Raw genomic sequence first — 26,395 nt, forward strand, 5'->3', positions numbered from 1 at the left:
CCGGGTTATTGTTTGTCATTGCCCGGAATTTTCGAGATCGGCGCGCCACGCGACGTATCGAAAAGTCCGAGAACCATGAAGACGAAAAGCAGAAATGCGAAAAGAATGATCGCAAAATAGGCAAACCACAGCGCCACCGGGCGCCATACCTTGCCGCGTGTGCGCATATGCATGATGGCAAGGCCCGCCATCATGAAGCCTGCGCCGAGCGAGCCGACCACGACGGTTGCCACCAGACCGGCGGCGCCCGACAGGAAAGCGACTGCAAGTGCTACTGCGAAAACGATCAGCGCCGTGCGCGGCATGCGCAGCGTTGCGGGCCAGTCGTCACGCGGACGGCGCAGGCGGCCCGACATGGCAGTCAGGCGCAGCGCCAGATAGAGATTGCCGACCAGAATGGCAAGACACGTGGCGGGCTGGATCGCCGGAAGGGCGAACATCAGCAGCGCCGACATGGTGTTGCGCATTTCATCGCTGGCGGTGAATTGCGGGTCGGCTTCGGCAACGCGGTCGATAACCGCATTGGCAAGTTCGCGCGCCATATCCGGGCCAAAACCCAGAACTGCGCCGATGACGATGAAGGAAACCGCCACCATCAGGGCGAGGCGGAAAACGATATCCGACAGCGGATACCAGACCATCACGCCTTTCGGTCCGCCCAGTTCTTCGGCGGGGCGCGCAAGGCCGGACAGATATGCACCGATGGCCGCAGGAATATAGCTCGTCAGCGCCATCAGGAGGGCCGCCATCGGAACGGCGAAAACGCCGACCGCTACAGTTGCTACGGCTGCTGCGACAATACCGGCGGTCGAACCCCAGCCGAGTGCTGCAACGAAAATGGGAAGCGGTGTCAGGAAATACAGAACCATCGCCATGCCCGACTGGACAATGACGCCGGACGACATCAGTGCCGAGGCAAGCCCCGCCAATATGCCGACACCAACTATGGTTCCATTGAATTTCATCAGTTTCGCTGTCCTGCCCCGGTCTTGCCGGCTCGTGCAGTTAGAGGCAAATGCCCCAACTTGGGTTTTCAGTACGCTCCGTTGCGCCCATCGCAAGGGAGGAAAGGGTCCGGGAGGCAAACTCTGATGAGATGCCTCCCGAAAATCTTGTCTTACTTCACAACGTAAGGCAGCAGGCCGAGGAAACGGGCGCGCTTGATCGCCTTGGCGAGTTCACGCTGCTTCTTCTGGCTGACAGCCGTAATACGGGAAGGAACGATCTTGCCGCGTTCGGAAATGTAACGCTGCAGAAGCTTGATGTCCTTGTAGTCGATCTTCGGTGCGTTTGCGCCGGAGAACGGGCACGTCTTGCGACGGCGATGGAAAGGACGGCGGGTCGGGATCTGATTGATATCAACCATGATTATGCTCCTTCACCAGCTTCGTTGTCGCGTGGGCGACGTGGGCCGCGATCACCGCGATCCCCACGATCACCGCGGTCGAAACCACCTTCACGGCGGCGCGGACGGTCATCACCATCACGCTCGCGACGGTCGTCACGGCGGGTCAGCATAGCCGACTGGCCTTCTTCGTGTTCTTCAACGCGAATGGTCATGAAGCGCAGGACGTCTTCATTGATACGCATCTGACGTTCCATTTCAGCAACGGCAGCAGCCGGAGCGTCGATGTTCAGAAGCGTATAATACGCCTTACGGTTCTTGTTGATACGGTAGGTGAGGGGACGCAGACCCCAAGCTTCAACCTTACCGACCTTGCCGCCATTAGCTTCGAGGACACCCTTGTACTGTTCGACAAGAGCGTCGACCTGCTGCTGGGAAATGTCCTGGCGGGCAAGAAGCACATGTTCATAAAGAGCCATTGGCTTTGCCTTTCTTCGTTATATCACGCCGACACCAGCGGCTAAGCCCCTGCGACTTCTCTTTTGCCGGAAACCGGTGAAGAAAGGACGCGTATTTGAGACGGTCGAGAGCGGAGACACGGGAGGCAGAAGCGCTTATGACTTCCAACGTGCTATCCTGCTTTTAACGGCAAGAAGACACGGCCCTCCGTTCAGCCCCCAGCTGGTGCCGAACAATGAACGGGCGGCTATTACGTGTTTTTCCCCTTGTTTGCAAGCGCGATATCCCCGAAAAACCGACAAATGCTTGACTTTTCGCCCAAGGCTAAGGCACATCGCGCCAAATTGTGCATTTCATTGCAGGCATGGCGGCGAAAACGGATACCGGTTTCACCTTTATCATATGCATAGAACCAGAACGAGGCATCAATGGCGGTAGCATTTACCTTTCCCGGACAGGGCAGCCAGGCGGTAGGCATGGGCAAAGCCCTGGCCGAACAGTTCGCGGAAGCGCGCGCTGTCTTCGACGAAGTGGACGCAGCGCTTGGCGAAAAGCTGTCCGCCACCATGTTCGAAGGCCCGGAAGACGTTCTGACGCTCACCGCCAATGCCCAGCCCGCGCTGATGGCCGTGTCGATGGCCGTCCTGCGCGTCATGGAAGCGCGTGGCTTCTCGCTGAAGGAAAAGGTTTCCTATGTGGCCGGTCATTCGCTGGGCGAATATTCTGCACTTTGCGCTGCCGGCACCTTCTCGCTTGCCGATACGGCGCGCCTCCTGCGCATTCGCGGCAATGCGATGCAGAAGGCTGTTCCGGTTGGCGAAGGCGCGATGGCTGCCATCATCGGTCTGGAACATGGCGATGTGGAAGCAATCTGCACGGAAGCAAAGGCTTCCGGTTCGGTTCAGATCGCCAATGACAATGGCGGCGGCCAGCTGGTAATTTCCGGCTCCAAGGCTGCGGTCGAACTGGCGGCAAAGCTTGCTTCGGAAAAGGGCGCAAAGCGCGCCATCATGCTGCCGGTTTCCGCACCCTTCCATTCGACTCTGATGGCTCCGGCTGCTGAAGCAATGCGCGAAGCGCTGGCCAGTGTCGAGAAGCACAATCCGGTTGTCCCGCTCATCGCCAATGTGCGCGCCGCGCCGGTGACGGACGCCAGTGAAATCGCCGATCTGCTGGTTGAGCAGGTGACGGGTCAGGTGCGATGGCGCGAGACCGTGGAATGGTTTGCCGCCAATGGCGTGACCTCGCTTTATGAAGTAGGTTCGGGCAAGGTTCTGACCGGTCTGGCGCGCCGCATCTCCAAGGATGTGTCGGGCGCCGCTGTTGGTTCGGCTGAAGAAATCGAAGCAGCGCTTGCTGCTCTGGCATAAAAGCTCATTAGCTAAAAGGATCCGATATGTTTGATCTGACTGGCCGCAAGGCTCTCGTAACAGGTGCGACCGGCGGTCTGGGTGAAGCGATTGCTCGCGCTCTCCATGCACAGGGCGCTATTGTCGGCCTGCACGGTACGCGCGAAGAAAAGCTGAAGGAACTGGCCGCCGAACTCGGCGATCGTGTTTTCATCTTCCCGGCCAATCTGTCGGACCGCGAAGCCGTCAAGACGCTCGGCCAGAAGGCGGAAGAAGAGCTGGGCGGCGTCGATATTCTGGTCAACAATGCCGGTATCACCCGTGACGGCCTGTTCGTGCGCATGAGCGATGAAGACTGGGATGCCGTTCTGAATGTCAATCTCACCTCGGTTTTCAACCTGACGCGTGAGCTGACCCATCCGATGATGCGCCGCCGCAATGGCCGCATCATCAACATCACCTCCATCGTCGGCGTGACCGGCAATCCGGGGCAGGCGAATTATTGCGCGTCGAAGGCGGGCCTCATCGGCTTCTCCAAGTCGCTGGCGCAGGAAATCGCAAGCCGCAATGTGACGGTGAACTGCATTGCGCCGGGCTTTATCGAATCGGCCATGACCGACAAGCTGAACGACAAGCAAAAAGAAGCGATCATGGCCAATATTCCCATGAAGCGCATGGGTGTTGGCGCCGATATTGCTGCTGCCGTGGTCTATCTCGCCAGCGATCAGGCCGGCTACGTGACGGGTCAGACGCTGCACATCAATGGCGGCATGGCCATGATTTAAGCCCCTTCACGCCGCCAGTTTATGGTATAAAACACCTTAATACATGGGGCGTGACGGGAAAAGGCGCTTTGCCTTGCTCAAGAAGCATGGTAATGCGCCCATCGAGAGTTGTGGCATTTCGTAGAATTTGCCGCGATCCTGTTCCGAAAGGAATATCCACAGGATGACTGTCCGGGCGGCTTCGCTCGAAACTGGCAGTCATCTTAGAACTTGATTACAATCCTGCATGCCGCTAACCAAGGCAGAGCAACAAACAAACAGGTCGAGGTTCCGACATGAGCGATACCGCAGAGCGCGTCAAGAAAATCGTTGTTGAACATCTGGGCGTAGATGCCGACAAGGTCACGGAAGGCGCAAGCTTCATTGATGATCTCGGCGCAGACAGCCTCGACACCGTCGAGCTGGTCATGGCTTTCGAAGAAGAATTCGGCGTTGAAATTCCTGACGACGCTGCAGAAACGATCCTCACGGTCGGCGACGCTGTGAAGTTCATCGACAAGGCTTCGGCCTAATCAGGACCAGAGCTGAGGGCTGGGCTCTTCGGAACCCGGCCCTGCCTGTATTCTGAGCTCTATTCCGACATTGCCGGATGCTGCGCCTTTGTAATGAAGGTTGCCTCGCATCCGGGAATGGCCGGGAATAAAGCGTGTAGAAAATACAGTGTACAGACATGTCTGTACGGGCCGTTTCGGCATCCAAGTGAATTTGCCGGCATGCCGGTGTCGGATCGTTTCGACAGGCTCTTGCGGCAGACTCCGATTTAACGATTGGAGCATCATCCCTTTCAAAGCCAGGCCCGGACATTGCATCTGCCGGTGAAAGCCTGCGGGTCGATGCTCGTGACATAACAGTTTTAAGGGGTGGATATGAGGCGTGTCGTCATCACCGGTCTCGGTCTGGTGTCACCGCTTGCAAGCGGTGTGGAAGAGTCCTGGAAGCGGCTTCTGGCTGGCGAAAGCGGGGCTCGCCGCATCACGGAATTCGAGGTTGACGATCTGGCCTGCCAGATTGCCTGCCGTATTCCGGTTGGCGATGGCACCAACGGCACGTTCAATGCCGATCTCCACATGGAGCCCAAGGAGCAGCGCAAGGTCGATCCGTTCATCGTCTATGCCGTCGGCGCGGCCGATCAGGCACTGGATGACGCGAACTGGCATCCCGAAAGCGATGAAGATCAGGTGCGCACCGGCGTTCTGATCGGTTCCGGCATTGGCGGCATCGAAGGTATCGTCGAAGCAGGCTACACGCTGCGCGACAAGGGCCCGCGCCGCATTTCCCCGTTCTTCATTCCCGGCCGTCTGATCAACCTGGCTTCCGGCCATGTGTCGATCAAGCACAATCTGCGCGGCCCGAACCATTCGGTCGTCACCGCCTGCGCAACAGGCACGCACGCCATTGGCGATGCCGCCCGCCTGATCGCTTTCGGCGACGCCGAGGTGATGGTTGCCGGTGGCACGGAATCGCCGGTCAGCCGCATTTCGCTGGCGGGCTTTGCCGCCTGCAAGGCGCTGTCCACCAAGCGCAACGACGATCCGACCGCCGCATCGCGTCCTTATGACGATGACCGTGACGGCTTCGTCATGGGCGAAGGTGCAGGCGTTGTGGTTCTGGAAGAACTCGAACACGCGCTGGCGCGTGGCGCGAAGATCTATGCCGAAGTGATCGGCTACGGCCTTTCGGGCGATGCATACCATATCACGGCTCCGACCGAGAGCGGTGAAGGTGCGGAGCGCTGCATGGTTGCGGCTCTCAAGCGTGCTGAAATCACGCCGGACCAGATCGACTACATCAACGCCCATGGCACATCGACCATGGCCGATACGATCGAACTGGGCGCTGTGGAGCGCGTGGTCGGCGATGCGGCTTCGAAGATTTCCATGTCCTCTACCAAGTCGTCCATCGGCCATCTTCTGGGTGCTGCCGGTGCTGCCGAAGCGATTTTCTCGACGCTGGCCATTCGCGACAATATCGCACCTGCGACGCTCAATCTCGACAATCCGGCTGTCTCGACCAAGATCGATCTGGTGCCGCACAAGGCACGCGAACGCAAGATCGACGTGGCTCTTTCGAACTCCTTCGGATTCGGCGGAACCAACGCTTCGCTGGTGTTGCGTCGCTATTCCTGACCGGCATTTCTGGCCGGACAGACCAAATCTGATAGGAATAAATAAAAACGCGGGGATTTCTCCGCGTTTTTGTCAAAATATAACCGGATGCGATATTTAAAATCGCTAATAGTGGTTAGGGTGAGCACGCTCGAATTGACGGAAGGCTTCGGCCTGAGCGGATTTGGGCATCAAGTGCGGAGAGCCGCTCGGGACAGGTCGTTGACGCCTCTTGGCGGCAAGGCCGGTCAAGGCTACAAGACCGAGGTGACGGAGTGAATTCAGAGGTACAGCCCGGGGCACAACCCGGAACCAACTCTGCTGAAGAGCAAGCCAAGGCTGGCAAGCCGGAGACGCCAACGGAAGCGCCGGCGGAAACGGCTGCGGCCACAAAGCCGTTTGTTCCCAAATCTGCGTCGGAAGCTCTGCGTCCTGAACCCGGCACGCCGCCGCCGCGCAAGCGTTCGCGCCATGCGCGTAGCCAGATCGTCGTCTTCATGAATTTCATGCTGTCGCTGGTCGTGCTCGCTTTGCTGGGCGCGTCGGCGCTGTTTTATTTCGGCAAGATGCAATTTGACGGGCAGGGCCCGCTGGCAAGCGAGACGACTTTCGTGGTCAAGCGCGGCGCGGGCATTTCCGAAGTCGCCAACAGCCTCGAAGCCCGCGATATCGTCAGCGATGGACGTATTTTCCGTTTCGGCATGCGCGCCTATGGTCACGAAAACGACCTCAAGGCCGGTGAATATGCCATTCCAGCGGGTGCAACCATGCGCGACGTGATGAATATTCTCATCAGCGGCAAGTCGATCATGTATCCGCTGACGGTGCCCGAAGGGCTGACGGTCAAGCAGATTTTCGATCGTATTTCGTCCGATCCGATTCTGGTCGGCGATATGCCGAAAGACATGCCGCCGGAAGGTTCGCTCTTCACCGACACGTTGCATTTCACGCGTGGCACCACGCGGACCGAAATCATCGACCGCATGATCGCTTCGCAAAAGAAGCTGGTTGACGATATCTGGGCGAAGCGCGGCCCCGACCTGCCGGTCAAGGACCGCAATGAATTCGTGACGCTCGCTTCCATCGTCGAGAAGGAAACGGGTATCGCGTCGGAGCGTCCGCATGTCGCTTCGGTTTTCGTCAATCGTCTGAACAAGGGCATGCGGCTGCAATCGGACCCGACGATCATCTATGGCTTGTTCGGTGGTGCGGGCAAACCGTCCGACCGTCCGATCTTCAAGTCGGATATCGAAAAGCCGACGCCCTATAACACCTATGTCATCAACGGATTGCCACCGGCGCCGATTGCCAATCCGGGCAAGGCGGCACTGGAAGCGGTCGCCAATCCACTTGCGACCGAGGATTTGTATTTCGTTGCCGATGGCACCGGCGGGCATGTCTTCTCGAAGACCTTGCAGGAACACAATGCCAATGTCCGCAAGTGGCGCAATGTCGAACAGCAGAACAGCGCCGGTGGCGCTGCTGGCAGCCAGAAGGTTGCGCAGTGACCTGACTGCCAGACATATCTGTGTGTGATTCGACAGAGCCGGTTGCTGAAAAGCGCCGGCTCTGTATGTCTAAAGGAATGCAGCATTCCGCGTATTGGAGTGCATGATTGAGTTTCGGTGCACGGGCGGCGAACTATCGCTTCCGGGCTCAGGTTGAGGGGAAGGGACGCATGGCGCTCCAGAGCATGACCGGATTTGCGCGCTATGCCGCGCAGCATGACGGCGCCAATGGCGAAGCGCGTATCGTTTGGGAAGTGCGCTCGGTCAATGGCAAGGGGCTTGATCTGCGCCTGCGTCTGCCGCAGGGGCTGGAAGCGGTCGAGCATCCGGTGCGTTCCATGCTGGCGCGTCATTTTTCCCGCGGCAATTTTCAGGCGAGCCTGAGTGTCGAACGGACCGACGAGCAGGCCAATTTCGTCATCAACCACGCCATGCTGTCCGAGGTGCTGAAACTCGGTGCCGAATTGCAGGAAAAGCACGGTCTGACACCTGCTAGCGTCGATGGTGTTCTGTCGCTGCGCGGCATGATCGATCAGGCGCAGGTCTCGGAAGACGACGATGCCCGGGCAGCACTGGAAGCAGCCGTCGTGGCAGCCTTTGAAGGCGCGCTGAAGGCCATTGCCGAGGCGCGGGCGCAGGAAGGCAAGGCGCTGTTCACGATCCTGTCGGGTCATGTCGATACGATTGGCCGTCTCACAGAAGCGGCGCGTCAGGATCCGTCGCGAAGCACGGATGCCATCAAGGCGCGGCTCGCGACGCAGGTTGCGCTGCTGCTTGACGGCCCGCGTGAACTGGATGAGGCCCGGCTTTATCAGGAAGCGGCTTTCCTTGCGACCAAGGCGGATATTCAGGAAGAGCTGGACCGGCTCGACACCCATGTCGCCTCCGCCCATAAATTGCTCGCCGATGGCGGGCCGGTCGGGCGCAAGCTCGATTTTCTTTCACAGGAATTTAATCGTGAAGCGAATACACTGTGTTCCAAATCGAACGCGGCGTCGATCACGGCCATCGGGCTGGAACTGAAAGCGGTCGTCGATCAGTTTCGCGAACAAGTACAGAATCTGGAGTAAGAGTAACATGGCCATCACTTCAGTTGAAAATGGCGTCGCGCGCAGAGGCTTGATGGTGGTGATCTCGTCGCCATCGGGCGCTGGAAAATCCACGATTGCCCGGCTGTTGCTGGAAGACAAGAAGATGGACCTTTCGCTGTCGATCAGCGTGACGACGCGCCAGCGCCGTCCGAGCGAGATCGAAGGGGTGCATTATCACTTCAAGACCATTCGCGAGTTCGAGCGTCTGCGCGACAATGACGAACTGATCGAATGGGCGGAAGTGCACGGCAATTTTTACGGCACTCTGCGCGAAACCGCCGAGATTGCACTGGCCGATGGTCAGGATATGCTGTTCGATATCGACTGGCAGGGCGCGGACCAGCTTCAGGCCAAGATGCCTGCCGATGTGGTGTCGATCTTCATCCTGCCGCCGACGATGCGCGAATTGCAGCAGCGTCTCAACCGCCGTGCGGAAGACACGCCGGAAGTGATCGAGACACGCTTGCAGAATGCCCGTTTTGAAATCCAGAAATGGGTGAAATACGACTATATTGTCATCAATGAAGACCTCGACCGCTCCTTTGCGGCGATCAAGTCGATCATTGAGGCCGAGCGCCTGCGTCGCGACCGCCGCCCCGGCCTGTTCGATTTCGTGACAGGCCTGCTCGAAGAAGAGCCGGGCATCTGAGCATTCTGCTGAACAATAAAACCGCCTTTTGAGGCTGTTTTATTTTTATGGATGCCAGACTGAAAATTGTCAGGCGAGGGCACGCTTCGCGGCGTTTCCCACATCTTCACCGCAATGCGGGGCAATTCTTCTATGCTCGCATTTCGCGAGGCGCGGCGCCATATGCGCGGCGATAATCGCGGCTGAACTGCGTCGGGCTTTCATAGCCGACAGCAAAAGCAACCGATGAAACCGGCACTGCGGTTTCGCTCAACTGGCGGCGCGCTTCCAGAAGCCGCAACGCCTTTTGATATTGCAGCGGCGTGGTGGCCATGACGGATTTGAAATGCTCGTGAAAGCTGGAAGGGCTCATTCCGGCAATATCCGCCAGCTCTTCCGTGCGGATCGGATTGTTCCAGTGCTGCTTGATATGGGTGATTGCTTTAGCGATGCGGCTTGCCGGGCTGCCCGGCTGGGCAAGCTGACGCAACATCGCGCCGTTGCGGGTCAGAAGCACGCGGAAATGCAGTTCCTTGCGGATCATCGGCTCAAGAACGCGGCGTTCCAGCGGCTTGTCGCGCAGATCGAGCAAACGCGTCATGGCATCGGTCACGCCTGCATCCGCCCTGCCGGTGGCCACGGCTTCGCTACGCGCCGCCGCGATCATCTCCGGCTCAATCTCGCCCTGAAGGGCGCGCAAAATCTCCAGATCGATCCGGCAAGCAAGGGCTATATAGGGATTATCGGGGCTGGCTTCGACAATGCGCGCACCTGTGATCAATTCGTGCGAGACGATCGCCGTCATGCCCGCATCGAAACGAACGGCCCGTTCGCCATGCAGGATTTCTTTGGCGCCCTGGAGGACCAGGCAAATCATCGGCTGATACATATCGGGCCGAATGGCCGATATGGCCGGGGAGCAGACCACGGTTACGCCGTCGATGCCGGTCGGTGCAGGATAAGGCCCCACCCCAGTTTCGCGGACAATTTCGATGCAGCGGGCTGCGAGATTTGAAGCGTGTTCGGACATGGGAAAAGCATAGCAAGCCTTTGATTTCCGTGACACAGAAATCGGAGCCTTCGGAGGAATGGGCATGTTTCATGGAGAATGTGGCAGGCCGAACGAACGGGAAAGCGGCAATATAGAAACCAGAATTCGTTGAGCGAAAGGAAACTGACATGACGATTGCACTCATCACGGGCGGTAGCCGGGGCCTTGGCCGCAGCGCAGCGCTGCATCTGGCCAGACAGGGCGTCGGCATCGTCCTGACCTATCAGAGCAATGCGAAGGCCGCGGAAGAGGCGGTTTCTGAAATTGCAGCCGAGGGCGGCACCGCCATTGCCCTGCCGCTCGACACGGGGAAGGTGGCAAGTTTTGCTGCTTTTGCTGAAAAGTTGCAGCAGGCGCTTCAGGAAAAATGGGGCCGCACAACCTTCGACTATTTGGTGAACAATGCCGGTCATGGCGTTCACAAGCCATTTGCCGAAACCACGGAAGAAGATTTCGACGGTCTGGTGAATGTGCATCTGAAAGGCGTCTTCTTCCTGACGCAGTCCCTGCTGCCGCTGATCGAGGATGGCGGCAAGATTTTGAATGTCTCGACCGGTCTCGCGCGTTTCGCGCTGCCGGGCTATTCGGCCTATGCCACCATGAAGGGCGGCATCGAGGTTCTGACCCGCTATCTCGCCCGCGAACTTGGCCCGCGCGGCATTGCGGTGAACGCGATTGCGCCGGGCGCCATCGAAACGGATTTCGGCGGTGGCGTGGTGCGCGACATGCCGGAAGTCAACAAGATGGTGGCGAACTCCACTGCCATGGGTCGCGTGGGACGTCCGGATGATATTGGCGGTGCAGTAGCGGCCATTCTGTCGGGCGGCACGGGCTGGATCACCGGCCAGCGCATCGAAGTGTCCGGCGGTCAGAATATCTGACGATCTAGTTTAGCCTTATCGAAATGCGGCTGGTGTCATGCACCAGCCGTCTGAAGGCTTCCAGAAAAGGCTTGCCTCCGAGCGTGCGCAATTTGCTTAGCGCTTCTGTGTTTTTAAACACAATCTCGCATTCGCCGGGCCAACCTGGCCCTTGCCATTGCACCGCATCCCAGAAAGAATCGAGCGTATAGCCGAAGGACTGCACATCCTGCGCCGGGACCGCGGCAAGGTAGCGTCGCCAGAGTTCGTCTGGCGTTGTCACACCTGCGCAGTCGATTTCGTAAACGGGCACCATCAACCGAGCAGGATCAAAAGTCCGTCCACCATGCCTAATAGCAGGATGAGCGCGCCCATCGTGATCGCCGTGATGATGAGCATGCGCTTTTGCCGGTTGCGCTTGTCGGGCTGCTTCCCTGTCCAGTCATATGAAGAACCAGGCATATGCATCTCCAGATCGGCCTATATTTTCTATAAGCCTTCAGAGAGCTTTATAAACGCCTTCGGTGCGGTTTATCAAATGCGCGGCGTTTCAGGCTAAACGACGGTCCTCAGACCGCCGTACCGCCGACGGTGACCTGATCCATACGCAGATGCGGCTGGCCGACGCCAACGGGAACCCACTGGCCGCCCTTGCCGCAATTGCCGCTGCCGGTATCGAGCTTCATGTCGTTGCCGATCATAGAAATGCGCTGCATGGCATCCGGGCCGTTGCCGATCAGCATGGCGCCCTTGATTGGCGCTGCAATCTTGCCGTCCTCGATCATATAGGCTTCCGTGCAGCCGAACACGAACTTGCCGGAGGTGATGTCCACCTGTCCGCCGCCGAACGAAACAGCATAGATGCCTTTCTTCATGGAGGCGATGATCTCTTCCGGTGTCTTGTCGCCCGACAGCATATAGGTGTTGGTCATGCGGGGCATCGGCGCATGGGCATAGGATTCACGGCGTCCGTTGCCGGTCGCCTCCATGCCCATCAGGCGGGCGTTCTGGCGGTCCTGCATGTAATTGACCAGCTTGCCGTCGTCGATCAGAACCGTGCGATTGGTCGGCGTGCCTTCATCGTCGATGGTCAGCGAACCGCGACGCTCGGCAATCGTTCCGTCATCCACGACCGTCACGCCCCTGGATGCAACCTGCTGGCCGAGCAGCCCGGCAAAGGCCGAAGTCTTCTTGCGGTTGAAGTCGCCTTCAAGGCCGTGACCAACCGCTTCATGCAGCATGACGCCCGGCCAGCCATTGGCGAGTACAATGTCGAACGTGCCTGCCGGGGCGGGGATCGCTTCCAGATTGACCAGCGCCTGACGCAGCGCCTCGTCGGCGGCATGCTGCCAGCTTTCGACGGTGATGAATTCGCCGAACCCCTTGCGACCGCCCAGCGTGTGCGAGCCGGATTCCTGACGGTCGCCGCTGCCTGCCACGACCGAAACGGTGAGCCGCACCATGGGGCGGATATCGCGCACGAAATGGCCGTCGGCGCGCAGGATTTCAACTTGCTGCCATGAACCGGCCAGCGAGACGGAAACCTGACGGACTTTCGGGTCCTTGGCGCGCAGATAGCCATCGATCTGCTGCAAAAGCTGCACTTTCGCATCAAAGGTCGGCGAGCCGATGGGGTTTTCGTCGGTATAGAGGTGGCGATTGGTGCCAGCCGGTGCAGCGGCGTAGGTGCCGCCATAGCCCTTGATGGTGGCGGAAACCGCATCGGAGGCGCGCTTCAGCGCGGCCATCGAAAGGTCGCCCGCATGGGCATAGCCGATGGCTTCACCGGCAACCGAGCGCAGGCCAAAACCCTGATCCTGATTGAAGGAACCGGTCTTGAGACGGCCATTGTCGAAAACGAGCGCTTCAGCTTCGCGATATTCGATGAAGAGTTCGCCGTCGTCGCTGCCCTTGAGGCTTGCGGCGACGAGGCGTTCGATATCGTCGCGTCCGGTATCGAAACTGTCGATCAGGCTTTTCATAAAAACAAATCCTGCAGCATGGGTCTGCTGCAGGATGTAAGCCTTAAAACGGTTGAGAACAACCACGCGATGAAGAACTGTTGAGATTCTGGTGATGGTGAGGCGAAAACCGTAGGCCGCGAGAACCAGAGCGGAATGTACTTAAGGGTACATGAGCACCGGAAGCGCAGCGGGATGCGGTTTGCAGCCCGCCAGCGCCGGAATATCGATAGTTCTTAGGGCAGGGCGTCGAAGCCTTCACCAAACCCCTTCAAATCCACGGGAATGCCGACGCCTTCTTCCGGTGTCTGGAAGACGATGAAGGTTGCGGCCTTGCCGGAACGCAGCGTCTTCAACAGCTCGTCTTCGAGAATGACTTCCGCATAGCAGCCGTCTTCGAAGCAGCGCACGAAATAGGCGCGGCCAATATCCTTGCCGTCGACGTTGAGGCCGAGGCCGTTCGGCAGCAGAACGCCGAGCGGGGCCAGTACGCGCAGAATGCGCGCCTTGTTATCGGCGGTCTTCAGAACCACGACCGAAAGGCCGAGTTCCGGACGCTTGGCGGCAACCACATTCTGGATTAGCGCGCATTGCTCGGTCTTGGCGCCAGCGGGCGTATCGCAAAGCACAGCCCAAGCGCCGTGCTGCGACTTCAGCTTGCCGCTTTGCTGCGGGTTGGACGGGGCCGCCTGCGACTGCGCAGCCGGGGCCTGATCCGGTGTCTGCAACGGCGCGGGCGTATTCTGCGCGGCGGACGGCAGGGTTGCGGCTGCGAGCGACAGGCTGACGCCAGCGGCAAGAGCCATCAGGCGCTGAAGAATCGGGCGGTTGGCAAGCATGCGGACAGTCATGAAATCTCCAGATCGAATCCCTGATCGAATCAGTGGGACGTTAACGCGCAGCATCAGCCATGAAAAGCAATCAGAGACGCGATTATCAGTCATCGTCAATCATAGCTATCATTGCAACGGTGATATCGCCTGTTGGATCGATTGTCACGTAGCACGTGCGGCGAAACCTCTTTTCAAATCATGGCTTCATTATGAGATTTACAGGTTTTTCCCAAGTTTTTGCCGGTTTACGGATGCGCAGGCATAAGGCTAGAAATCCGGGCGGAATTGGGAGTGGTTCCGTCGGCGGGCAAAAGCTGCGCGCAAAAATGCCGCACAGGAACATATTCGCCTTCCTTGCGGTGTGCGTTAAGGTGTGATTTGAACGCCGACGGGGGATGCGGCCGTCATTTGCGTCCGGCGTCCAGCCTGAAAGGGCGAAAAGGGAGAGAGTTCTGGTGGATAAGATTGTTGCCACAACGAAGGGCGCCGTCGTTGGTGCTCTTGCAGTGCTGTGGATGACCGGTGCCGCTTTTGCGGATCAGCCGCGTCCATGGGAATGGAGATTTCAGGACGCTGCAACGGGTATTGCCGAGCAGATTCATTGGTTTGAGCGCTATACGCTCTGGTTCATTATTCCGGTTACGTTGCTGGTTCTGGCGTTGCTGGTTATCGTCGTGCTTCGCTTCCGGGCGAGCGTCAATCCGGAACCATCGAAGACCAGCCACAATACGATGATCGAAGTGATCTGGACCGTCGGTCCCGTGATCATTCTTCTGTTCCTGGCTGTGCCGTCGTTCCAGCTTCTGACCGCGCAATATTCGCCGGAAGACCCGTCCCTGACGGTCAAGGCAACCGGCTACCAGTGGTATTGGGGCTATGAATATCAGGTCGACAATCCGGTCAGCTTTGACGCCCTTCTTCTGAAGGATGCAGATCGCGCCGCCGCGGGCAAAGAGGATAAGTCCCGCTATCCGCGCCTTCTGGCCGTCGACAATGAAGTGGTTGTTCCGGTCGGTGAAACCGTTCGCCTTCTGGTAACCGCCGCCGACGTGATCCATTCCTGGACCATTCCCGCCTTCGGCGTGAAGATGGATGCCGTTCCCGGCCGTATCAACGAAGCCTGGTTCAAGGCTGACAAGGAAGGCCTCTATTACGGTCAGTGCTCGGAGCTTTGCGGCAAGGATCATGGCTTCATGCCAATCGCCGTGCGCGTTGTCTCGAAAGAGCAGTACCAGACATGGCTCGCCGCTGCGGGCTCGGATCTGAACGGCGCGAACAAGGCGCTGCAGGCTGCCGTCGAAGGTGGCGCAAACAATAAAGTGGCTGCGGCGGGTCTCTGATCCCGAACGCCAAACTGTTGAAAAACGGGAGCGAATTCCATGGCTGGCACAGCAGCTCACGAGGGTGCCCATGACGACCACAAGCCACACGGCTGGGTTCGTTGGGTTTACTCGACCAATCATAAAGACATCGGTACGCTGTACCTGATCTTCGCAATCATCGCCGGTATCATCGGCGGCGCGCTGTCCATCGCGATGCGCGCCGAACTGCAGGAACCGGGCATTCAGATTTTCCATGGCCTTGCGTCCATGGTCTACGGTGTCGAGGGCGATGCCGCACTTGATGCCGGCAAGCAGATGTTCAACGTGTTCACCTCGGCGCACGCGCTGGTCATGATCTTCTTCATGGTCATGCCTGCGCTGATCGGTGGTTTCGCCAACTGGATGGTGCCGCTGATGATCGGCGCGCCGGACATGGCCTTCCCGCGCATGAACAATATTTCGTTCTGGCTTCTGCCGCCTGCGCTGATGCTGCTGATGATCTCGCTGTTCATGCCTTCGGCACCGGGCGGCTGGGGTCCTGGCGGCGGCTGGACACTGTATCCGCCGCTTTCGACGAGCGGTCAGCCGGGTCCGGCAATCGATTTCGCCATTCTGGCGCTGCACATTTCGGGTGCATCGTCGATCCTCGGTGCAATCAACTTCATCACCACGATCCTGAACATGCGCGCGCCGGGCATGACGCTGCACAAGATGCCGCTCTTCGCATGGGCTGTTCTGGTCACGGCGTTCCTGCTTCTGCTTTCGCTGCCGGTTCTGGCAGGCGGCATCACCATGCTGCTGACCGACCGTAACTTCGGCACGACCTTCTTCGCGCCGGATGGCGGTGGCGATCCGATCCTCTACCAGCATCTGTTCTGGTTCTTCGGTCACCCGGAAGTGTACATCCTGATTCTGCCGGGATTTGGCATCGTCAGCCACATCGTCTCGACCTTCTCGCGCAAGCCGATCTTCGGTTATCTCGGCATGGCCTACGCCATGGTCGCCATCGGTGTCGTCGGCTTCGTGGTCTGGGCGCACCATATGTACACAGTCGGCCTGTCCCTCGACACCCAGCGCTATTTCGTGTTCGCCACGATGGTCATCGCGGTTCCCACAGGCATCAAGATCTTCTCATGGATCGCGACCATGTGGGGTGGTTCGATCACCTTCCGCGCGCCGATGCTGTGGGCAATCGGCTTCATCTTCCTGTTCACGGTTGGTGGTGTGACTGGCGTTCAGCTCGCCAATGCCGGTCTCGACCGTGCACTGCACGACACCTATTACGTGGTGGCGCATTTCCACTACGTTCTGTCGTTGGGCGCTGTCTTTGCGATCTTCGCGGGCTGGTACTACTGGTTCCCGAAGATGAGCGGCTACATGTATAACGAGTTCACCGCGAAGCTGCATTTCTGGGTCACCTTCATCGGTGTGAACCTGATCTTCTTCCCGCAGCATTTCCTCGGTCTCGCCGGCATGCCGCGCCGTTACATCGACTATCCGGATGCCTATGCAGGCTGGAACATGGTGTCGTCCTACGGCTCCTATATTTCGGGCTTTGCCGTGCTGATCTTCCTCTACAATGTCTTCGAGGCATTCGCGAAGAAGCGTGAAGCGGGTGCAAACCCATGGGGCGAAGGCGCAACCACGCTGGAATGGCAGCTTCCTTCACCGCCGCCGTACCACCAGTGGGAACAGCTGCCGCGCATCAAGTAATCGCGCGAAGGGCATGAGCATTTCCAGCAAAAGTGCGAAGCGGTTTTGCTTAGGATAATGCGACAGAGAAAAGTGAGCATTTCCAGCAAAAGTGCGAAGCGGTTTTGCGTAGGATGATGCGATGGGGAGGGGGAGGTCTGCAAAAGGCTTCGCCCTTTCCAACAAATTGTGCTAAAGGCGGGCGACATTCTGTTCCGCCCATCGCGTTATGACCGTACTGGCAGGTTTGGCCTGCCGACAATTGCACGGCATTTCCGGCAGGAACGGATGTTCTCCGGGAGGGACAGGTTGTGTTGGTTGTCGAACTGCATCGAACAAGATGCGGTGGTCGGACCGGTGAATTTGAGGTTGTTGAAGTCTAATGTCGCTGGTGGAAAAAAACGTAAGCGCTTCAGGTCCGAATGACGCAGTCGCGTTCTCGGAGGCAACGGCGCGGGACTATCTGGTTCTGCTGAAGCCGCGCGTGATGTCGCTTGTGGTTTTCACGGGGCTGGTCGGCCTTGTCCTTGCTCCGGGCACGATGAACCCGGTTCTGGCTGCCATCAGCATTCTCTGCATCGCGGTTGGTGCGGGCGCATCCGGCGCGCTGAACATGTGGTACGACGCCGATATCGACGCGGTGATGAAGCGCACCCGCAGCCGCCCGATTCCAGCTGGTGTGATTGCACCCAATCAGGTTCTGGCTTTCGGTCTGACGCTGTCGGTCTTTTCGGTGCTGACGCTGGGCCTGATGGTCAATTGGCTGTCGGCAGCGCTTCTGGCCTTCACAATCTTCTTCTATGCCGTCATCTACACGATGTGGCTCAAGCGCTCGACGCCGCAGAATATCGTCATTGGCGGTGCTGCGGGCGCGTTCCCGCCGATGATCGGTTGGGCTGCGGCAACGGGCGAGATCACCTGGGACAGCGTCGTGCTGTTCATGATCATTTTCCTCTGGACACCGCCGCATTTCTGGGCGCTGTCGCTGTTTTCGACCAATGATTACGAAGCCGCGCGCATTCCGATGATGCCGAATGTGAGGGGCGAGCTTTCGACCCGCCGTCAGGCGATGTTCTATACGCTGCTCATGGCGCCGGTCGGCGTGCTGCCATGGGTGATGGGCTTTGCAGGCCCGGTCTACGGTGCCGTATCGGTGCTGCTGGGCGGAGCCTTCATCTATTATGCCTGGCGCATGTGGATGGCCGCATCGCAGCCGGAAATGCTGGTTGCCGCGCGCAAGCTGTTTCGCTTTTCGCTGGTGTATCTGTCCGGCCTGTTCGCGGTTATGCTTGTCGAGGCACTGACGTTGAAGGCGCTTCACGCCTTTGGAGTGTTGTAATGGATAAAACGGCAGAAAATCCGGTTCATGAGAAGCTGGAACTGGTCGTGCCGACCGAGCAGCAGAAGAAAGCCCAGCGCAACCGGTCCTGGGGACTGGCAATTGCCTTGGCGCTGTTCGTGCTGCTCGTCTATGTCGGCACGATAGCAAAACTGGGTGCCAATATTCTGGTGCGGCCGCTCTGACAAACAGTTCGGGTTAGGCTGTTTCGGGAGGGAAACTGGGAGGAGACCATGGCAGATCAGCAGAACAAAGACGATAAGCTCAAGCGGCAGCAGCGTTCCAACCGGACCATTGCGATTGCCTGCGTGTCTTTCTTCGTCTGCATGATCGGTGCGGCCTATGCGTCCGTCCCGCTTTACACGCTGTTCTGTCAGGTCACGGGCTATGGCGGCACGACGCAGCGCGTTGAGCAATATTCCGATACGATTCTCGACAAGACCATCAAGGTGCGTTTCGACGCCAATACGGCTAATGGCCTGCCTTGGGATTTCAAGCCGGTGCAGCGCGAAGTGACGGTGCGTATCGGCGAAACCACCATGATCAAGTATGAAGCGCGCAACCTGTTCGATGAAGCGACCTTTGGTCGTGCGAGCTTCAATGTCTCGCCGGGCCGGGCAGGCGCCTATTTCAACAAGGTCCAGTGCTTCTGCTTCACGGATACCACGCTGAAGCCGGGCGAAGACATGGAAATGCCGGTGGTTTTCTTCGTCGATCCGGAGATCGTCAACGATCCCGATCTGAAGGATGTGAAGACCATCACACTTTCCTACACATTTTTCCCGATCGACAAGCCGAAGCCGGTTGCCGATGCAAAGGCAGCAACGAAGCCGGATGATGCGGCGAGCAATGGGGGATAACGGGACGCCAGTTCCGGGGCGGCACATAATGCCGCAAAGACAAATGCGAAGACTGGTTTTATTGTCGGAATCAAACCGTTGGTAAAACCGCTTGAATATCGACGGTATGCGGCATCTGGTCAGGGAGCCATCTGACGCAAAACATAGTCGCGCTTGCTTGTGTCCCTTGGCGGATTTCAGCAGGCAGGCACGAGAGAGGAGCCCCTCAGGGGATTACGGGGAGAGACATGGCGGACGTACACGAGAAGAACCACGATTATCACATCATAGCGCCCAGCCCTTGGCCGTTCCTGAGCTCGATGGGCGCTTTTGTGCTCGCAATCGGCGGCATCGCCTGGATGCGTTACATCAATGCGGGTGAGGTGCCGTTCTTCGGCCTGAACCTCGTCACGCCGTGGATTTTCTTCATCGGCCTCGCAATCGTGCTGTACTGCATGTATGGCTGGTGGGCGGATACCATCAAGGAAGGCAAGGAAGGTCACCATACCCGCGTCGTGTCGCTGCATCTGCGCTACGGCATGATCATGTTCATCGCTTCGGAAGTGATGTTCTTCGTGGCATGGTTCTGGGCCTTCTTCGATGCAAGCCTCTTCCCGAACGAAGTTCATCAGGTGGCGCGCGCCACGTTTACGGGCGGCGTCTGGCCTCCGAAGGGCATCGAGGTTCTCGACCCGCTGCACCTGCCGCTCTACAACACTGTGATTCTGCTCCTGTCGGGCACGACGCTCACCTGGTCGCACCACGCGCTGCTGCACAATGACCGCAAGGGCATGATCACCGGCCTCGCTATCACCGTGGTGCTGGGCATTATCTTTTCGTTCGTGCAGGCCTATGAATACATGCACGCCCCGTTCGCGTTCAAGGACTCGATCTACGGCGCAACCTTCTTCATGGCCACCGGTTTCCACGGTTTCCACGTGATCATCGGCACGATCTTCCTTCTGGTCTGCCTGTTCCGCGCAATCGGTGGTGATTTCACGCCAAAGCAGCATTTCGGCTTTGAAGCTGCCGCCTGGTACTGGCACTTCGTTGACGTGGTCTGGCTGTTCCTGTTCTTCGCCATCTATGTCTGGGGTGGTTGGGGCGCGCCGATGCACGCCGGCTGATTGGCCGTAATCTGAGTTTCAAGGCGGCCCTGGCAACATGGCCGCCTTTTGTTTTGAAACACCGTCAAGATCTTGGAGCGCGCGATGCCTGATGCCAATCTCTATCCGCCGGTCGATCCGATCAAAAGCGGTATTGCCGGGCGCTGCCCGCGCTGCGGCGAGGGCAAACTGTTCAATGGTTTTCTGACGGTCGCGCCGCGCTGCAATGCCTGCGGGCTGGATTATGCGTTTGCCGATTCCGGCGACGGTCCGGCAGCTTTTGTGATCCTGATCATCGGCTTTATCGTGGTCGGGCTGGCGCTTTGGATGGAAGTCAATCTCGGCCCGCCGCTCTGGGTGCATTTCATCCTTTGGGTGCCGCTGGCGATCATTCTCAGCCTCGTGGCCATGCGATGGATGAAGGGTATTCTCATCAATATGCAATATCGCAACAAGGCCGCGCCCGGCACGATACAACGAGGTGCCGATAGCCATCCGGATACCAAAGAATGACAGAGCGTCAGGCATCGCGCCGCTTTCCATGGGGCGTTCTCATCGCATCGGGTATCGCGCTCGTCATCCTTCTGGCGCTCGGCACCTGGCAGGTGGAGCGGCTCTATTGGAAGGAAGCGCTGATCGCTTCCACCAATGAGCGCATCAAGGAACCGCCTTTGCCGCTGGCGGAGATGGAAAAGCTCTATAAGGAAAAGGGCACGGTCGAATATCTGCCTATGACCGTTTCCGGCACCTTCATGCATCAGGGCGAACGGCATTTCCTGTCCACCTATGAAGGTGCGGCAGGCTATAATGTCTATACGCCGCTGATGCTGGAAGACGGACGCTTCGTGCTGGTCAATCGCGGCTTCGTTCCCTACGAGAAGAAGGACCCGGCCACCCGCGCCGATGGCCAGCTGGACGGGCCGGTGAGCATAACCGGGCTGGCGCGCGACCCGCTATCCGCAAAGCCCGGTTTCTTCCTGCCCGAAAACGATATCGCCAAAAATATCTTCTACTGGAAAGACTGGGCGGCGATGGCCGAAAGCGCCGATCTGCCGGATCTCAATCAGGTGGTGCCTTTCTTCATCGATGCCGACAGCAAGCCCAATCCGGGCGGTCTACCCATCGGCGGCGTGACGATCATCGATTTTCCCAACAATCATCTGCAATATGCTGTGACGTGGTACGGCCTCGCTCTGGCGCTGATGGGGGTTGTCGGAACGTGGCTCTGGCGCTATCGAAAATCGCCAAGGGGTTGACATTGGCCGCGTTGCGGCCCAACTCGGAGGCTACAGATCTTAAGTATTTCGTCACGCCGAACCTGCGAGCTTCTTCATGACCGATCAGCGCCCCCCATTGGAAATTCGCCTTTGCGGTCCGCGCGGCTTTTGCGCCGGTGTTGACCGGGCGATCCAGATCGTCGTGCTGGCGCTGAAGAAATACGGCGCGCCGGTCTATGTCCGCCATGAGATCGTGCATAACCGCTATGTGGTCGAAGGGCTGCAATCGCGCGGCGCGATCTTTGTCGAAGAGCTTGATGAAATCCCGGCGGAGCATCGCGATCAGCCGGTGGTTTTCTCGGCCCATGGCGTTCCGAAATCCGTGCCTGCCGATGCGGAATCGAAGAGCCTCTTCTATCTCGATGCGACATGCCCGCTGGTTTCCAAGGTGCACAAGCAGGCCATGCGCCATCAGCGGCTTGGACGCCATGTCATCCTGATTGGCCACTCCGGCCATCCGGAAGTCATCGGCACGATGGGCCAGCTGCCGGAAGGCGCTGTCACGCTGATCGAAACGGTCGAGGACGCCCGCAACTGCCATTTTGCTGATGAGGATAATCTCGGTTTCGTCACGCAGACGACGCTCTCGGTGGACGATACCGCAGGCATTATCGAGGAATTGCAGGCGCGCTTCCCCAATCTTTCGGCTCCGGCTGCGGAATCGATCTGCTATGCCACCACCAACCGTCAGGATGCGGTTCGCGCGGCAGCGCCCGGCTGCGACCTGTTCCTGATTGTCGGTGCGCCGAATTCGTCCAATTCGAAACGTCTGGTCGAAGTAGCGGAAAAGGCGGGCGCGCGCATGTCCATGCTGGTGCAACGCGCGGCTGATATCGAGTGGGACAAGATCGGCGATATTTCGGTCGTCGGTCTTTCGGCGGGTGCTTCCGCCCCGGAAATCATCGTTGACGAAATCATCGCATCGTTCCGCGACCGCTTCGATGTGCGCATCGAACTGGCGGAAACGGCAGTGGAAACGGAAAACTTCCTTGTGAATCGTGAAATTCGCGATGTGGAACTGACGGTGCAGGATATGGCATTCGTCAATGGCGAGAACAGGGTTGTCGGCATTCCGAAACTGGCGCCCAAAATAATGCCCAAGGTCATATAGGGGAAATAAGCGGCATGGCCGTCTATACTGATATCAACGAAATCGAACTTGGCGCATTCCTGCAGCAATACGATATCGGCACGCTGACGTCCTATAAGGGCATTGCCGAGGGCGTGGAGAATACCAATTATCTCCTGCACACCACTTCCGGCTCCTTCATTCTGACGCTTTATGAAAAGCGCACCAACCGCGAAGACTTGCCGTTCTTTCTGGGCCTGATGCAGCATCTGGCCCGGCATGGCGTGGATTGCCCGCAGCCGGTGATACGCAGCGACGGCGAAACGATCGGCGAACTGGCCGGGCGCCCGGCGGCCATCGTCACCTTTCTGGAAGGCATGTGGATGCGCAAGCCGACGGTGGCGCATTGCGAGGCCGTGGGCGAGGGACTGGCGCGCATGCATCTGGCAGGCGAGGATTTCGCCATGCGCCGCCGCAACGGTCTGACGCTGCCCGACTGGCGCCCGCTGTGGAACCTGTCGCGCGAACGCGCCGATACGGTCGAACCGGGGCTGGTCGAAGAAGCCGAAGCCGATCTCGACTTTCTGGAAAAGCATTGGCCGGCCGAACTGCCGCACGGTGTGATCCATGCCGACCTGTTCCCGGACAATGTCTTTTTCCTCGGCGACAAGCTGTCGGGCTTCATCGATTTCTATTTCGCCTGCACCGATATTCTGGCCTATGACGTTGCCGTCTGCCTGAATGCGTGGTGCTTCGAAAAAGACTTTTCCTATAATCGCACCAAGGGCGCAGCGCTGTTGCGTGGTTACACATCGATCCGTCCGCTTTCGACGGCGGAAGCCGATGCGCTGCCGGTCCTCTCGCGGGGGGCTGCGGTGCGCTTCATGCTGACGCGGCTTTATGACTGGCTGACCGTCCCCGACGGCAGCTTCGTCATGAAGAAGGACCCGATGGAATATGTGCGCAAGATGCGCTTCCACCGCCAGATCGTTTCGGCTGCCGAATATGGGCTGGAACCGCAGGGAGTGGCTGCGTGAAGCGGATCGAAGCCTATACGGACGGCGCTTGCTCCGGCAATCCCGGCCCCGGCGGCTGGGGGGCGGTGCTGCGCTGGAACGGCAATGAGAAAGAGCTGAAGGGCGGCGAGGCCGAGACCACCAACAACCGCATGGAGTTGATGGCGGCAATTTCGGCACTGTCGGCGCTGAAGGAACCTTGCGAAGTCGATCTCTATACGGACTCGGTCTATGTGCGCGACGGTATTTCCGGCTGGATTGAAGGCTGGAAGCGCAATGGCTGGAAAACAGCGGCCAAGAAGCCGGTGAAGAATGCCGAGCTATGGCAATTGCTGGATGAGGCGCGCAAGCCGCACAAGGTCAACTGGCACTGGGTCAAGGGCCATGCCGGGCACCCGGAAAACGAACGGGCCGACGAACTGGCCCGCGCCGGTATGGAGCCGTTCAAATATGGCGGCCACAAATCTTTGAAGGTGCTTTAGACATCATTCTGGATACTAAAAAGGGCGGTTTTCACCGCCCTTTTTTGCATTGGATCAAAGCTGTTCGAGAATTCCGGCAGCAGCGGAGGTCACGGCCTGACCGGCCTGTTCCTCGATATTGAGCGTCTTGACCACGCCATCTTCGACGATGGCCGAATAGCGCTTGGAGCGAATGCCAAGGCCGCCCGCGGTGGCGTCGAGTTCAAGGCCTGCTGCCTTGGTGAAAGTGGCTGAACCGTCTGCGAGATAAAGAATCTTGCCTTCGCCGCCGGTGCTCTGCGCCCATGCGCCCATGACGAAGGCGTCATTGACGGCGACGACCGCAATCTGATCCACGCCCTTGGCGAGAATTGCATCGCGATTGTCGAGATAGCCCGGCAGGTGGTTGAGGCTGCAGGTCGGCGTGAAAGCGCCCGGAACGGCAAAGAGGACGACCTTCTTGCCTTTGAAGACTTCGTCGGTCGTCACTTCCTTGACACCGTCCGCAGTCTTGACCTTGAAGGTTGCTGCGGGAAGCGTGTCGCCAACTTTGATCGTCATCTGTTCTCTCCTGAGGGCAGGGGATAAATCGCCGTCTGATCCGCTGCCTGATTTTAAAACTGTCATTGCCGCACTGCGAAGCGCAGGCAGCGACAGTTAAACCGATAACGGGGCGCTCGACAATTTCAAAACGTTGATATTGCCATCAAAAAGGGCGAGGGCGCACACGACTTCAGTCGAGCGTGACCTGTCCCGATACAGCCTTGCCGTTCTGCACGACGGTATAGTCGACTGTTGCATAGCGCGCATTGCCCTTGATCGTAACGGTGAAGTTGCGATTGCCGGACGCCACCGGATCAGACAGGCGAAGCTTGTCGCTGGCGACGAAAAGCTCGGCAGGTGCTTTGGGATCAGGCACGGCCACGGTGAAGACGGCCGTGTCCTCATCGCGCTTCACAGCGCTGACGCCGAAAGTGGGGGAGGCCGTCGCCGGAAGCCGCCCGAAGGCCGTCTCCACAATGGTACGCGCGGCAATGGCCTGCGGCTCGGCGGATTCGGCATTTGCACTCACGGGGAAGTCGAATTCGGCCTGCACGGGGATGCAGATATGTTCGCAAACACCCAGAAAGGCATGGCCTTTGAGGCGTGTGTCATCGGGTTGCAGCTTGAAGATGATGGGGAGCGAAACCGGCTTCTTGTAGCCGATGCCGTCGTCATCTCCACCGAACCGCACTGGCGCGGGATAGTCGATCTGTGCGTTGGCGTTGCCATCAAGATTGATCTGTGGCGGCACACCGGCACTGCCCGGATTGCGCCAATAGGTTTTCCACCCCGGCTGCAACTCGATTTGCAACGCGCCGCGTATCTCGCGCTTTGGGCCCGCTTCAGCTGAAACCGCACCATCTTCGATGATGACGCGGACGCGCCCGCCGGGGGTGTCGGTCCAGGCGGACGTTGAAGCGTGGGCGGGCAGGGCCGAGGTGGCCAGCAGGCCAAACGCAAGAATATTCAGACGTGTTTTCATTGTTCAAAAATGAAATGAAATCATGGTTGCTTCAAGTCCAACATTGTTGGGAGCAATTATATTTTTGCGTCCGTCGAAGACAATTCTGCGACGCCCATTGTTATTTTCTGCAGGCTTGCTACCTTCATCACTATGACCACGATGCGGAAGCCAAACCACGAGCAGGGGTTCTTAAACGGGCAGTTCCTGCTGGCCATGCCCGGCATGAGCGACGAGCGTTTCGCCCGGTCGGTGGTCTATATCTGCGCCCATTCGGACGAGGGCGCGATGGGCTTCATCATCAATCAACTGCAGCCGATCGGCTTCCCGGATATTTTGCGCCAGATTGGCGTGATCGATGAGGATGAACTGATCATTTTGCCAGAGCGCACGCAGCATATGATGGTGCGCAATGGCGGGCCGGTAGATACCTCGCGCGGTTTTGTGCTGCATTCCGACGATTACATGGTCGATTCCACCATGCCGGTCTCCGAAGATGTCTGCCTGACCGCAACGGTTGATATTCTGCGCGCCATTTATGGCGGCAAGGGCCCGTCACAGGTTTTGATGGCGCTGGGCTATTCCGGCTGGGCGCCGGGGCAGCTGGAAGCAGAACTTGCCGACAATGGCTGGCTCTGTTGCGATGCGCCGCTCGACATGCTTTTCGACAGCGACATCGAAGGCAAATATTCCCGCCTCATGATGCATATGGGCATCGACATGTCGCGACTGGTTTCCGACGCGGGGCATGCGTGAGTCAAGGGAGTAGGGGAATAGGGCAGTAAGGGAGTAGGT

The 26,395-nt window shown here is 58.6% G+C and carries 30 protein-coding genes; 20 read left to right on the plus strand and 10 right to left on the minus strand.

Going from position 1 to position 26,395, the window contains the following annotated elements; all coding sequences use genetic code 11:
• Nucleotides 1–5: 5 nt before the first annotated feature.
• From ABWW11_RS03805 to rpsF, 3 genes are all read right to left on the minus strand, one after another.
• Nucleotides 6–965, minus strand: a complete 960-nt coding sequence (locus tag ABWW11_RS03805) for a DUF2232 domain-containing protein (protein WP_121537351.1) — start codon at nucleotides 963–965, stop codon at nucleotides 6–8.
• Nucleotides 966–1,117: 152 nt separating this feature from the next.
• Complete coding sequence (rpsR, locus tag ABWW11_RS03810) at nucleotides 1,118–1,366, minus strand: 30S ribosomal protein S18 (protein WP_006466219.1); 249 nt, start codon at nucleotides 1,364–1,366, stop codon at nucleotides 1,118–1,120.
• A 2-nt stretch (nucleotides 1,367–1,368) separates the two neighbouring features.
• Nucleotides 1,369–1,824, minus strand: a complete 456-nt coding sequence (rpsF, locus tag ABWW11_RS03815; RefSeq protein ID WP_121537353.1) for a 30S ribosomal protein S6 — start codon at nucleotides 1,822–1,824, stop codon at nucleotides 1,369–1,371.
• A gap of 408 nt (nucleotides 1,825–2,232) precedes the next feature.
• On the opposite strand from rpsF, the gene fabD reads away from it, so the two are divergent.
• From fabD to gmk, 7 genes are all read left to right on the plus strand, one after another.
• Nucleotides 2,233–3,174 carry an ACP S-malonyltransferase gene (fabD, locus tag ABWW11_RS03820; RefSeq protein ID WP_109368479.1) on the plus strand — a complete coding sequence of 314 codons (942 nt, stop codon included), beginning with the start codon at nucleotides 2,233–2,235 and terminating at the stop codon, nucleotides 3,172–3,174.
• 26 nt (nucleotides 3,175–3,200) lie between these two features.
• Nucleotides 3,201–3,938, plus strand: a complete 738-nt coding sequence (fabG, locus tag ABWW11_RS03825) for a 3-oxoacyl-[acyl-carrier-protein] reductase (protein WP_121537355.1) — start codon at nucleotides 3,201–3,203, stop codon at nucleotides 3,936–3,938.
• Nucleotides 3,939–4,213: 275 nt separating this feature from the next.
• The gene (locus ABWW11_RS03830) at nucleotides 4,214–4,450 is read left to right on the plus strand and encodes an acyl carrier protein (RefSeq protein ID WP_002963616.1); all 237 of its coding nucleotides are present in this window, start codon (nucleotides 4,214–4,216) and stop codon (nucleotides 4,448–4,450) included.
• Between the two features lie 354 nt (nucleotides 4,451–4,804).
• Nucleotides 4,805–6,064 carry a beta-ketoacyl-ACP synthase II gene (gene fabF / locus ABWW11_RS03835; RefSeq protein WP_109368481.1) on the plus strand — a complete coding sequence of 420 codons (1,260 nt, stop codon included), beginning with the start codon at nucleotides 4,805–4,807 and terminating at the stop codon, nucleotides 6,062–6,064.
• 254 nt (nucleotides 6,065–6,318) lie between these two features.
• The gene (mltG, locus tag ABWW11_RS03840; RefSeq protein ID WP_109368482.1) at nucleotides 6,319–7,551 is read left to right on the plus strand and encodes an endolytic transglycosylase MltG; all 1,233 of its coding nucleotides are present in this window, start codon (nucleotides 6,319–6,321) and stop codon (nucleotides 7,549–7,551) included.
• A 170-nt stretch (nucleotides 7,552–7,721) separates the two neighbouring features.
• Nucleotides 7,722–8,621, plus strand: a complete 900-nt coding sequence (locus tag ABWW11_RS03845) for a YicC/YloC family endoribonuclease (protein ID WP_121537359.1) — start codon at nucleotides 7,722–7,724, stop codon at nucleotides 8,619–8,621.
• A gap of 7 nt (nucleotides 8,622–8,628) precedes the next feature.
• Nucleotides 8,629–9,291 carry a guanylate kinase gene (gene gmk, locus ABWW11_RS03850; protein ID WP_109368484.1) on the plus strand — a complete coding sequence of 221 codons (663 nt, stop codon included), beginning with the start codon at nucleotides 8,629–8,631 and terminating at the stop codon, nucleotides 9,289–9,291.
• Between the two features lie 130 nt (nucleotides 9,292–9,421).
• Here the strand turns inward: gmk and ABWW11_RS03855 are convergent, their stop codons facing one another.
• Nucleotides 9,422–10,300 (minus strand): AraC family transcriptional regulator, encoded by an 879-nt coding sequence (locus ABWW11_RS03855; RefSeq protein WP_167836050.1) that lies wholly within the window; start codon nucleotides 10,298–10,300, stop codon nucleotides 9,422–9,424.
• A gap of 149 nt (nucleotides 10,301–10,449) precedes the next feature.
• On the opposite strand from ABWW11_RS03855, the gene ABWW11_RS03860 reads away from it, so the two are divergent.
• The gene (locus ABWW11_RS03860; protein WP_109368487.1) at nucleotides 10,450–11,202 is read left to right on the plus strand and encodes an SDR family NAD(P)-dependent oxidoreductase; all 753 of its coding nucleotides are present in this window, start codon (nucleotides 10,450–10,452) and stop codon (nucleotides 11,200–11,202) included.
• A 4-nt stretch (nucleotides 11,203–11,206) separates the two neighbouring features.
• On the opposite strand, the gene ABWW11_RS03865 is transcribed toward ABWW11_RS03860, so the two are convergent.
• From ABWW11_RS03865 to ABWW11_RS03880, 4 genes are all read right to left on the minus strand, one after another.
• Nucleotides 11,207–11,497 carry a barstar family protein gene (locus tag ABWW11_RS03865; RefSeq protein WP_121537363.1) on the minus strand — a complete coding sequence of 97 codons (291 nt, stop codon included), beginning with the start codon at nucleotides 11,495–11,497 and terminating at the stop codon, nucleotides 11,207–11,209.
• Nucleotides 11,497–11,643 (minus strand): hypothetical protein, encoded by a 147-nt coding sequence (locus tag ABWW11_RS03870; protein ID WP_167836051.1) that lies wholly within the window; start codon nucleotides 11,641–11,643, stop codon nucleotides 11,497–11,499. Before ABWW11_RS03870 ends, ABWW11_RS03865 begins: the two co-directional genes overlap by 1 nt.
• A gap of 107 nt (nucleotides 11,644–11,750) precedes the next feature.
• The gene (tldD, locus tag ABWW11_RS03875) at nucleotides 11,751–13,163 is read right to left on the minus strand and encodes a metalloprotease TldD (RefSeq protein WP_121537365.1); all 1,413 of its coding nucleotides are present in this window, start codon (nucleotides 13,161–13,163) and stop codon (nucleotides 11,751–11,753) included.
• 215 nt (nucleotides 13,164–13,378) lie between these two features.
• The gene (locus ABWW11_RS03880) at nucleotides 13,379–13,993 is read right to left on the minus strand and encodes an invasion associated locus B family protein (RefSeq protein ID WP_109368489.1); all 615 of its coding nucleotides are present in this window, start codon (nucleotides 13,991–13,993) and stop codon (nucleotides 13,379–13,381) included.
• A 437-nt stretch (nucleotides 13,994–14,430) separates the two neighbouring features.
• Here ABWW11_RS03880 and coxB point away from each other — a divergent pair, with 437 nt between their 5' ends.
• The 11 genes from coxB (at nucleotide 14,431) to rnhA (ending at nucleotide 24,117) form a co-directional block, all read left to right on the plus strand.
• Nucleotides 14,431–15,315 carry a cytochrome c oxidase subunit II gene (gene coxB, locus ABWW11_RS03885; RefSeq protein WP_109368490.1) on the plus strand — a complete coding sequence of 295 codons (885 nt, stop codon included), beginning with the start codon at nucleotides 14,431–14,433 and terminating at the stop codon, nucleotides 15,313–15,315.
• Between the two features lie 39 nt (nucleotides 15,316–15,354).
• Nucleotides 15,355–17,010 (plus strand): cytochrome c oxidase subunit I, encoded by a 1,656-nt coding sequence (gene ctaD, locus ABWW11_RS03890; protein WP_109368491.1) that lies wholly within the window; start codon nucleotides 15,355–15,357, stop codon nucleotides 17,008–17,010.
• Between the two features lie 361 nt (nucleotides 17,011–17,371).
• On the plus strand, nucleotides 17,372–18,328 hold the full coding sequence (locus ABWW11_RS03895) for a heme o synthase (protein ID WP_121537367.1): 957 nt from the start codon (nucleotides 17,372–17,374) through the stop codon (nucleotides 18,326–18,328).
• Nucleotides 18,328–18,513, plus strand: a complete 186-nt coding sequence (locus ABWW11_RS03900; RefSeq protein WP_109368493.1) for a cytochrome c oxidase system small membrane protein — start codon at nucleotides 18,328–18,330, stop codon at nucleotides 18,511–18,513. Before ABWW11_RS03895 ends, ABWW11_RS03900 begins: the two co-directional genes overlap by 1 nt.
• A gap of 48 nt (nucleotides 18,514–18,561) precedes the next feature.
• On the plus strand, nucleotides 18,562–19,188 hold the full coding sequence (locus ABWW11_RS03905) for a cytochrome c oxidase assembly protein (RefSeq protein WP_109368494.1): 627 nt from the start codon (nucleotides 18,562–18,564) through the stop codon (nucleotides 19,186–19,188).
• Between the two features lie 227 nt (nucleotides 19,189–19,415).
• Nucleotides 19,416–20,294 carry a cytochrome c oxidase subunit 3 gene (locus ABWW11_RS03910; protein WP_109368495.1) on the plus strand — a complete coding sequence of 293 codons (879 nt, stop codon included), beginning with the start codon at nucleotides 19,416–19,418 and terminating at the stop codon, nucleotides 20,292–20,294.
• An 84-nt stretch (nucleotides 20,295–20,378) separates the two neighbouring features.
• On the plus strand, nucleotides 20,379–20,786 hold the full coding sequence (locus ABWW11_RS03915; RefSeq protein ID WP_121537369.1) for a DUF983 domain-containing protein: 408 nt from the start codon (nucleotides 20,379–20,381) through the stop codon (nucleotides 20,784–20,786).
• Entirely contained in the window at nucleotides 20,783–21,529 is a 747-nt protein-coding gene (locus tag ABWW11_RS03920) for an SURF1 family protein (RefSeq protein ID WP_121537371.1), read from the plus strand. Before ABWW11_RS03915 ends, ABWW11_RS03920 begins: the two co-directional genes overlap by 4 nt.
• Before the next feature lie 76 nt (nucleotides 21,530–21,605).
• Nucleotides 21,606–22,661: a 4-hydroxy-3-methylbut-2-enyl diphosphate reductase gene (gene ispH / locus ABWW11_RS03925; RefSeq protein WP_121537373.1), complete on the plus strand. Its 1,056-nt coding sequence runs from the start codon at nucleotides 21,606–21,608 to the stop codon at nucleotides 22,659–22,661.
• 14 nt (nucleotides 22,662–22,675) lie between these two features.
• A complete protein-coding gene (locus ABWW11_RS03930) occupies nucleotides 22,676–23,656 on the plus strand; it encodes a homoserine kinase (protein WP_109368499.1) in 981 nt (326 codons plus the stop codon).
• Nucleotides 23,653–24,117 carry a ribonuclease HI gene (gene rnhA, locus ABWW11_RS03935; RefSeq protein WP_121537375.1) on the plus strand — a complete coding sequence of 155 codons (465 nt, stop codon included), beginning with the start codon at nucleotides 23,653–23,655 and terminating at the stop codon, nucleotides 24,115–24,117. Before ABWW11_RS03930 ends, rnhA begins: the two co-directional genes overlap by 4 nt.
• Before the next feature lie 54 nt (nucleotides 24,118–24,171).
• Here rnhA and ABWW11_RS03940 read toward each other — a convergent pair whose 3' ends face one another.
• Both ABWW11_RS03940 and ABWW11_RS03945 read right to left on the minus strand, forming a co-directional pair.
• On the minus strand, nucleotides 24,172–24,657 hold the full coding sequence (locus ABWW11_RS03940) for a peroxiredoxin (RefSeq protein WP_109368501.1): 486 nt from the start codon (nucleotides 24,655–24,657) through the stop codon (nucleotides 24,172–24,174).
• A 172-nt stretch (nucleotides 24,658–24,829) separates the two neighbouring features.
• A complete protein-coding gene (locus tag ABWW11_RS03945) occupies nucleotides 24,830–25,621 on the minus strand; it encodes a protein-disulfide reductase DsbD domain-containing protein (protein ID WP_121537377.1) in 792 nt (263 codons plus the stop codon).
• 132 nt (nucleotides 25,622–25,753) lie between these two features.
• Between ABWW11_RS03945 and ABWW11_RS03950 the strand changes: the two genes are divergently transcribed.
• Nucleotides 25,754–26,356 carry a YqgE/AlgH family protein gene (locus ABWW11_RS03950; RefSeq protein ID WP_109368503.1) on the plus strand — a complete coding sequence of 201 codons (603 nt, stop codon included), beginning with the start codon at nucleotides 25,754–25,756 and terminating at the stop codon, nucleotides 26,354–26,356.
• Nucleotides 26,357–26,395 lie beyond the last annotated feature (39 nt).

The sequence above is a fragment of the Brucella sp. NBRC 113783 genome (genome assembly GCF_040372265.1).
Lineage (GTDB): Bacteria > Pseudomonadota > Alphaproteobacteria > Rhizobiales > Rhizobiaceae > Brucella > Brucella teleogrylli.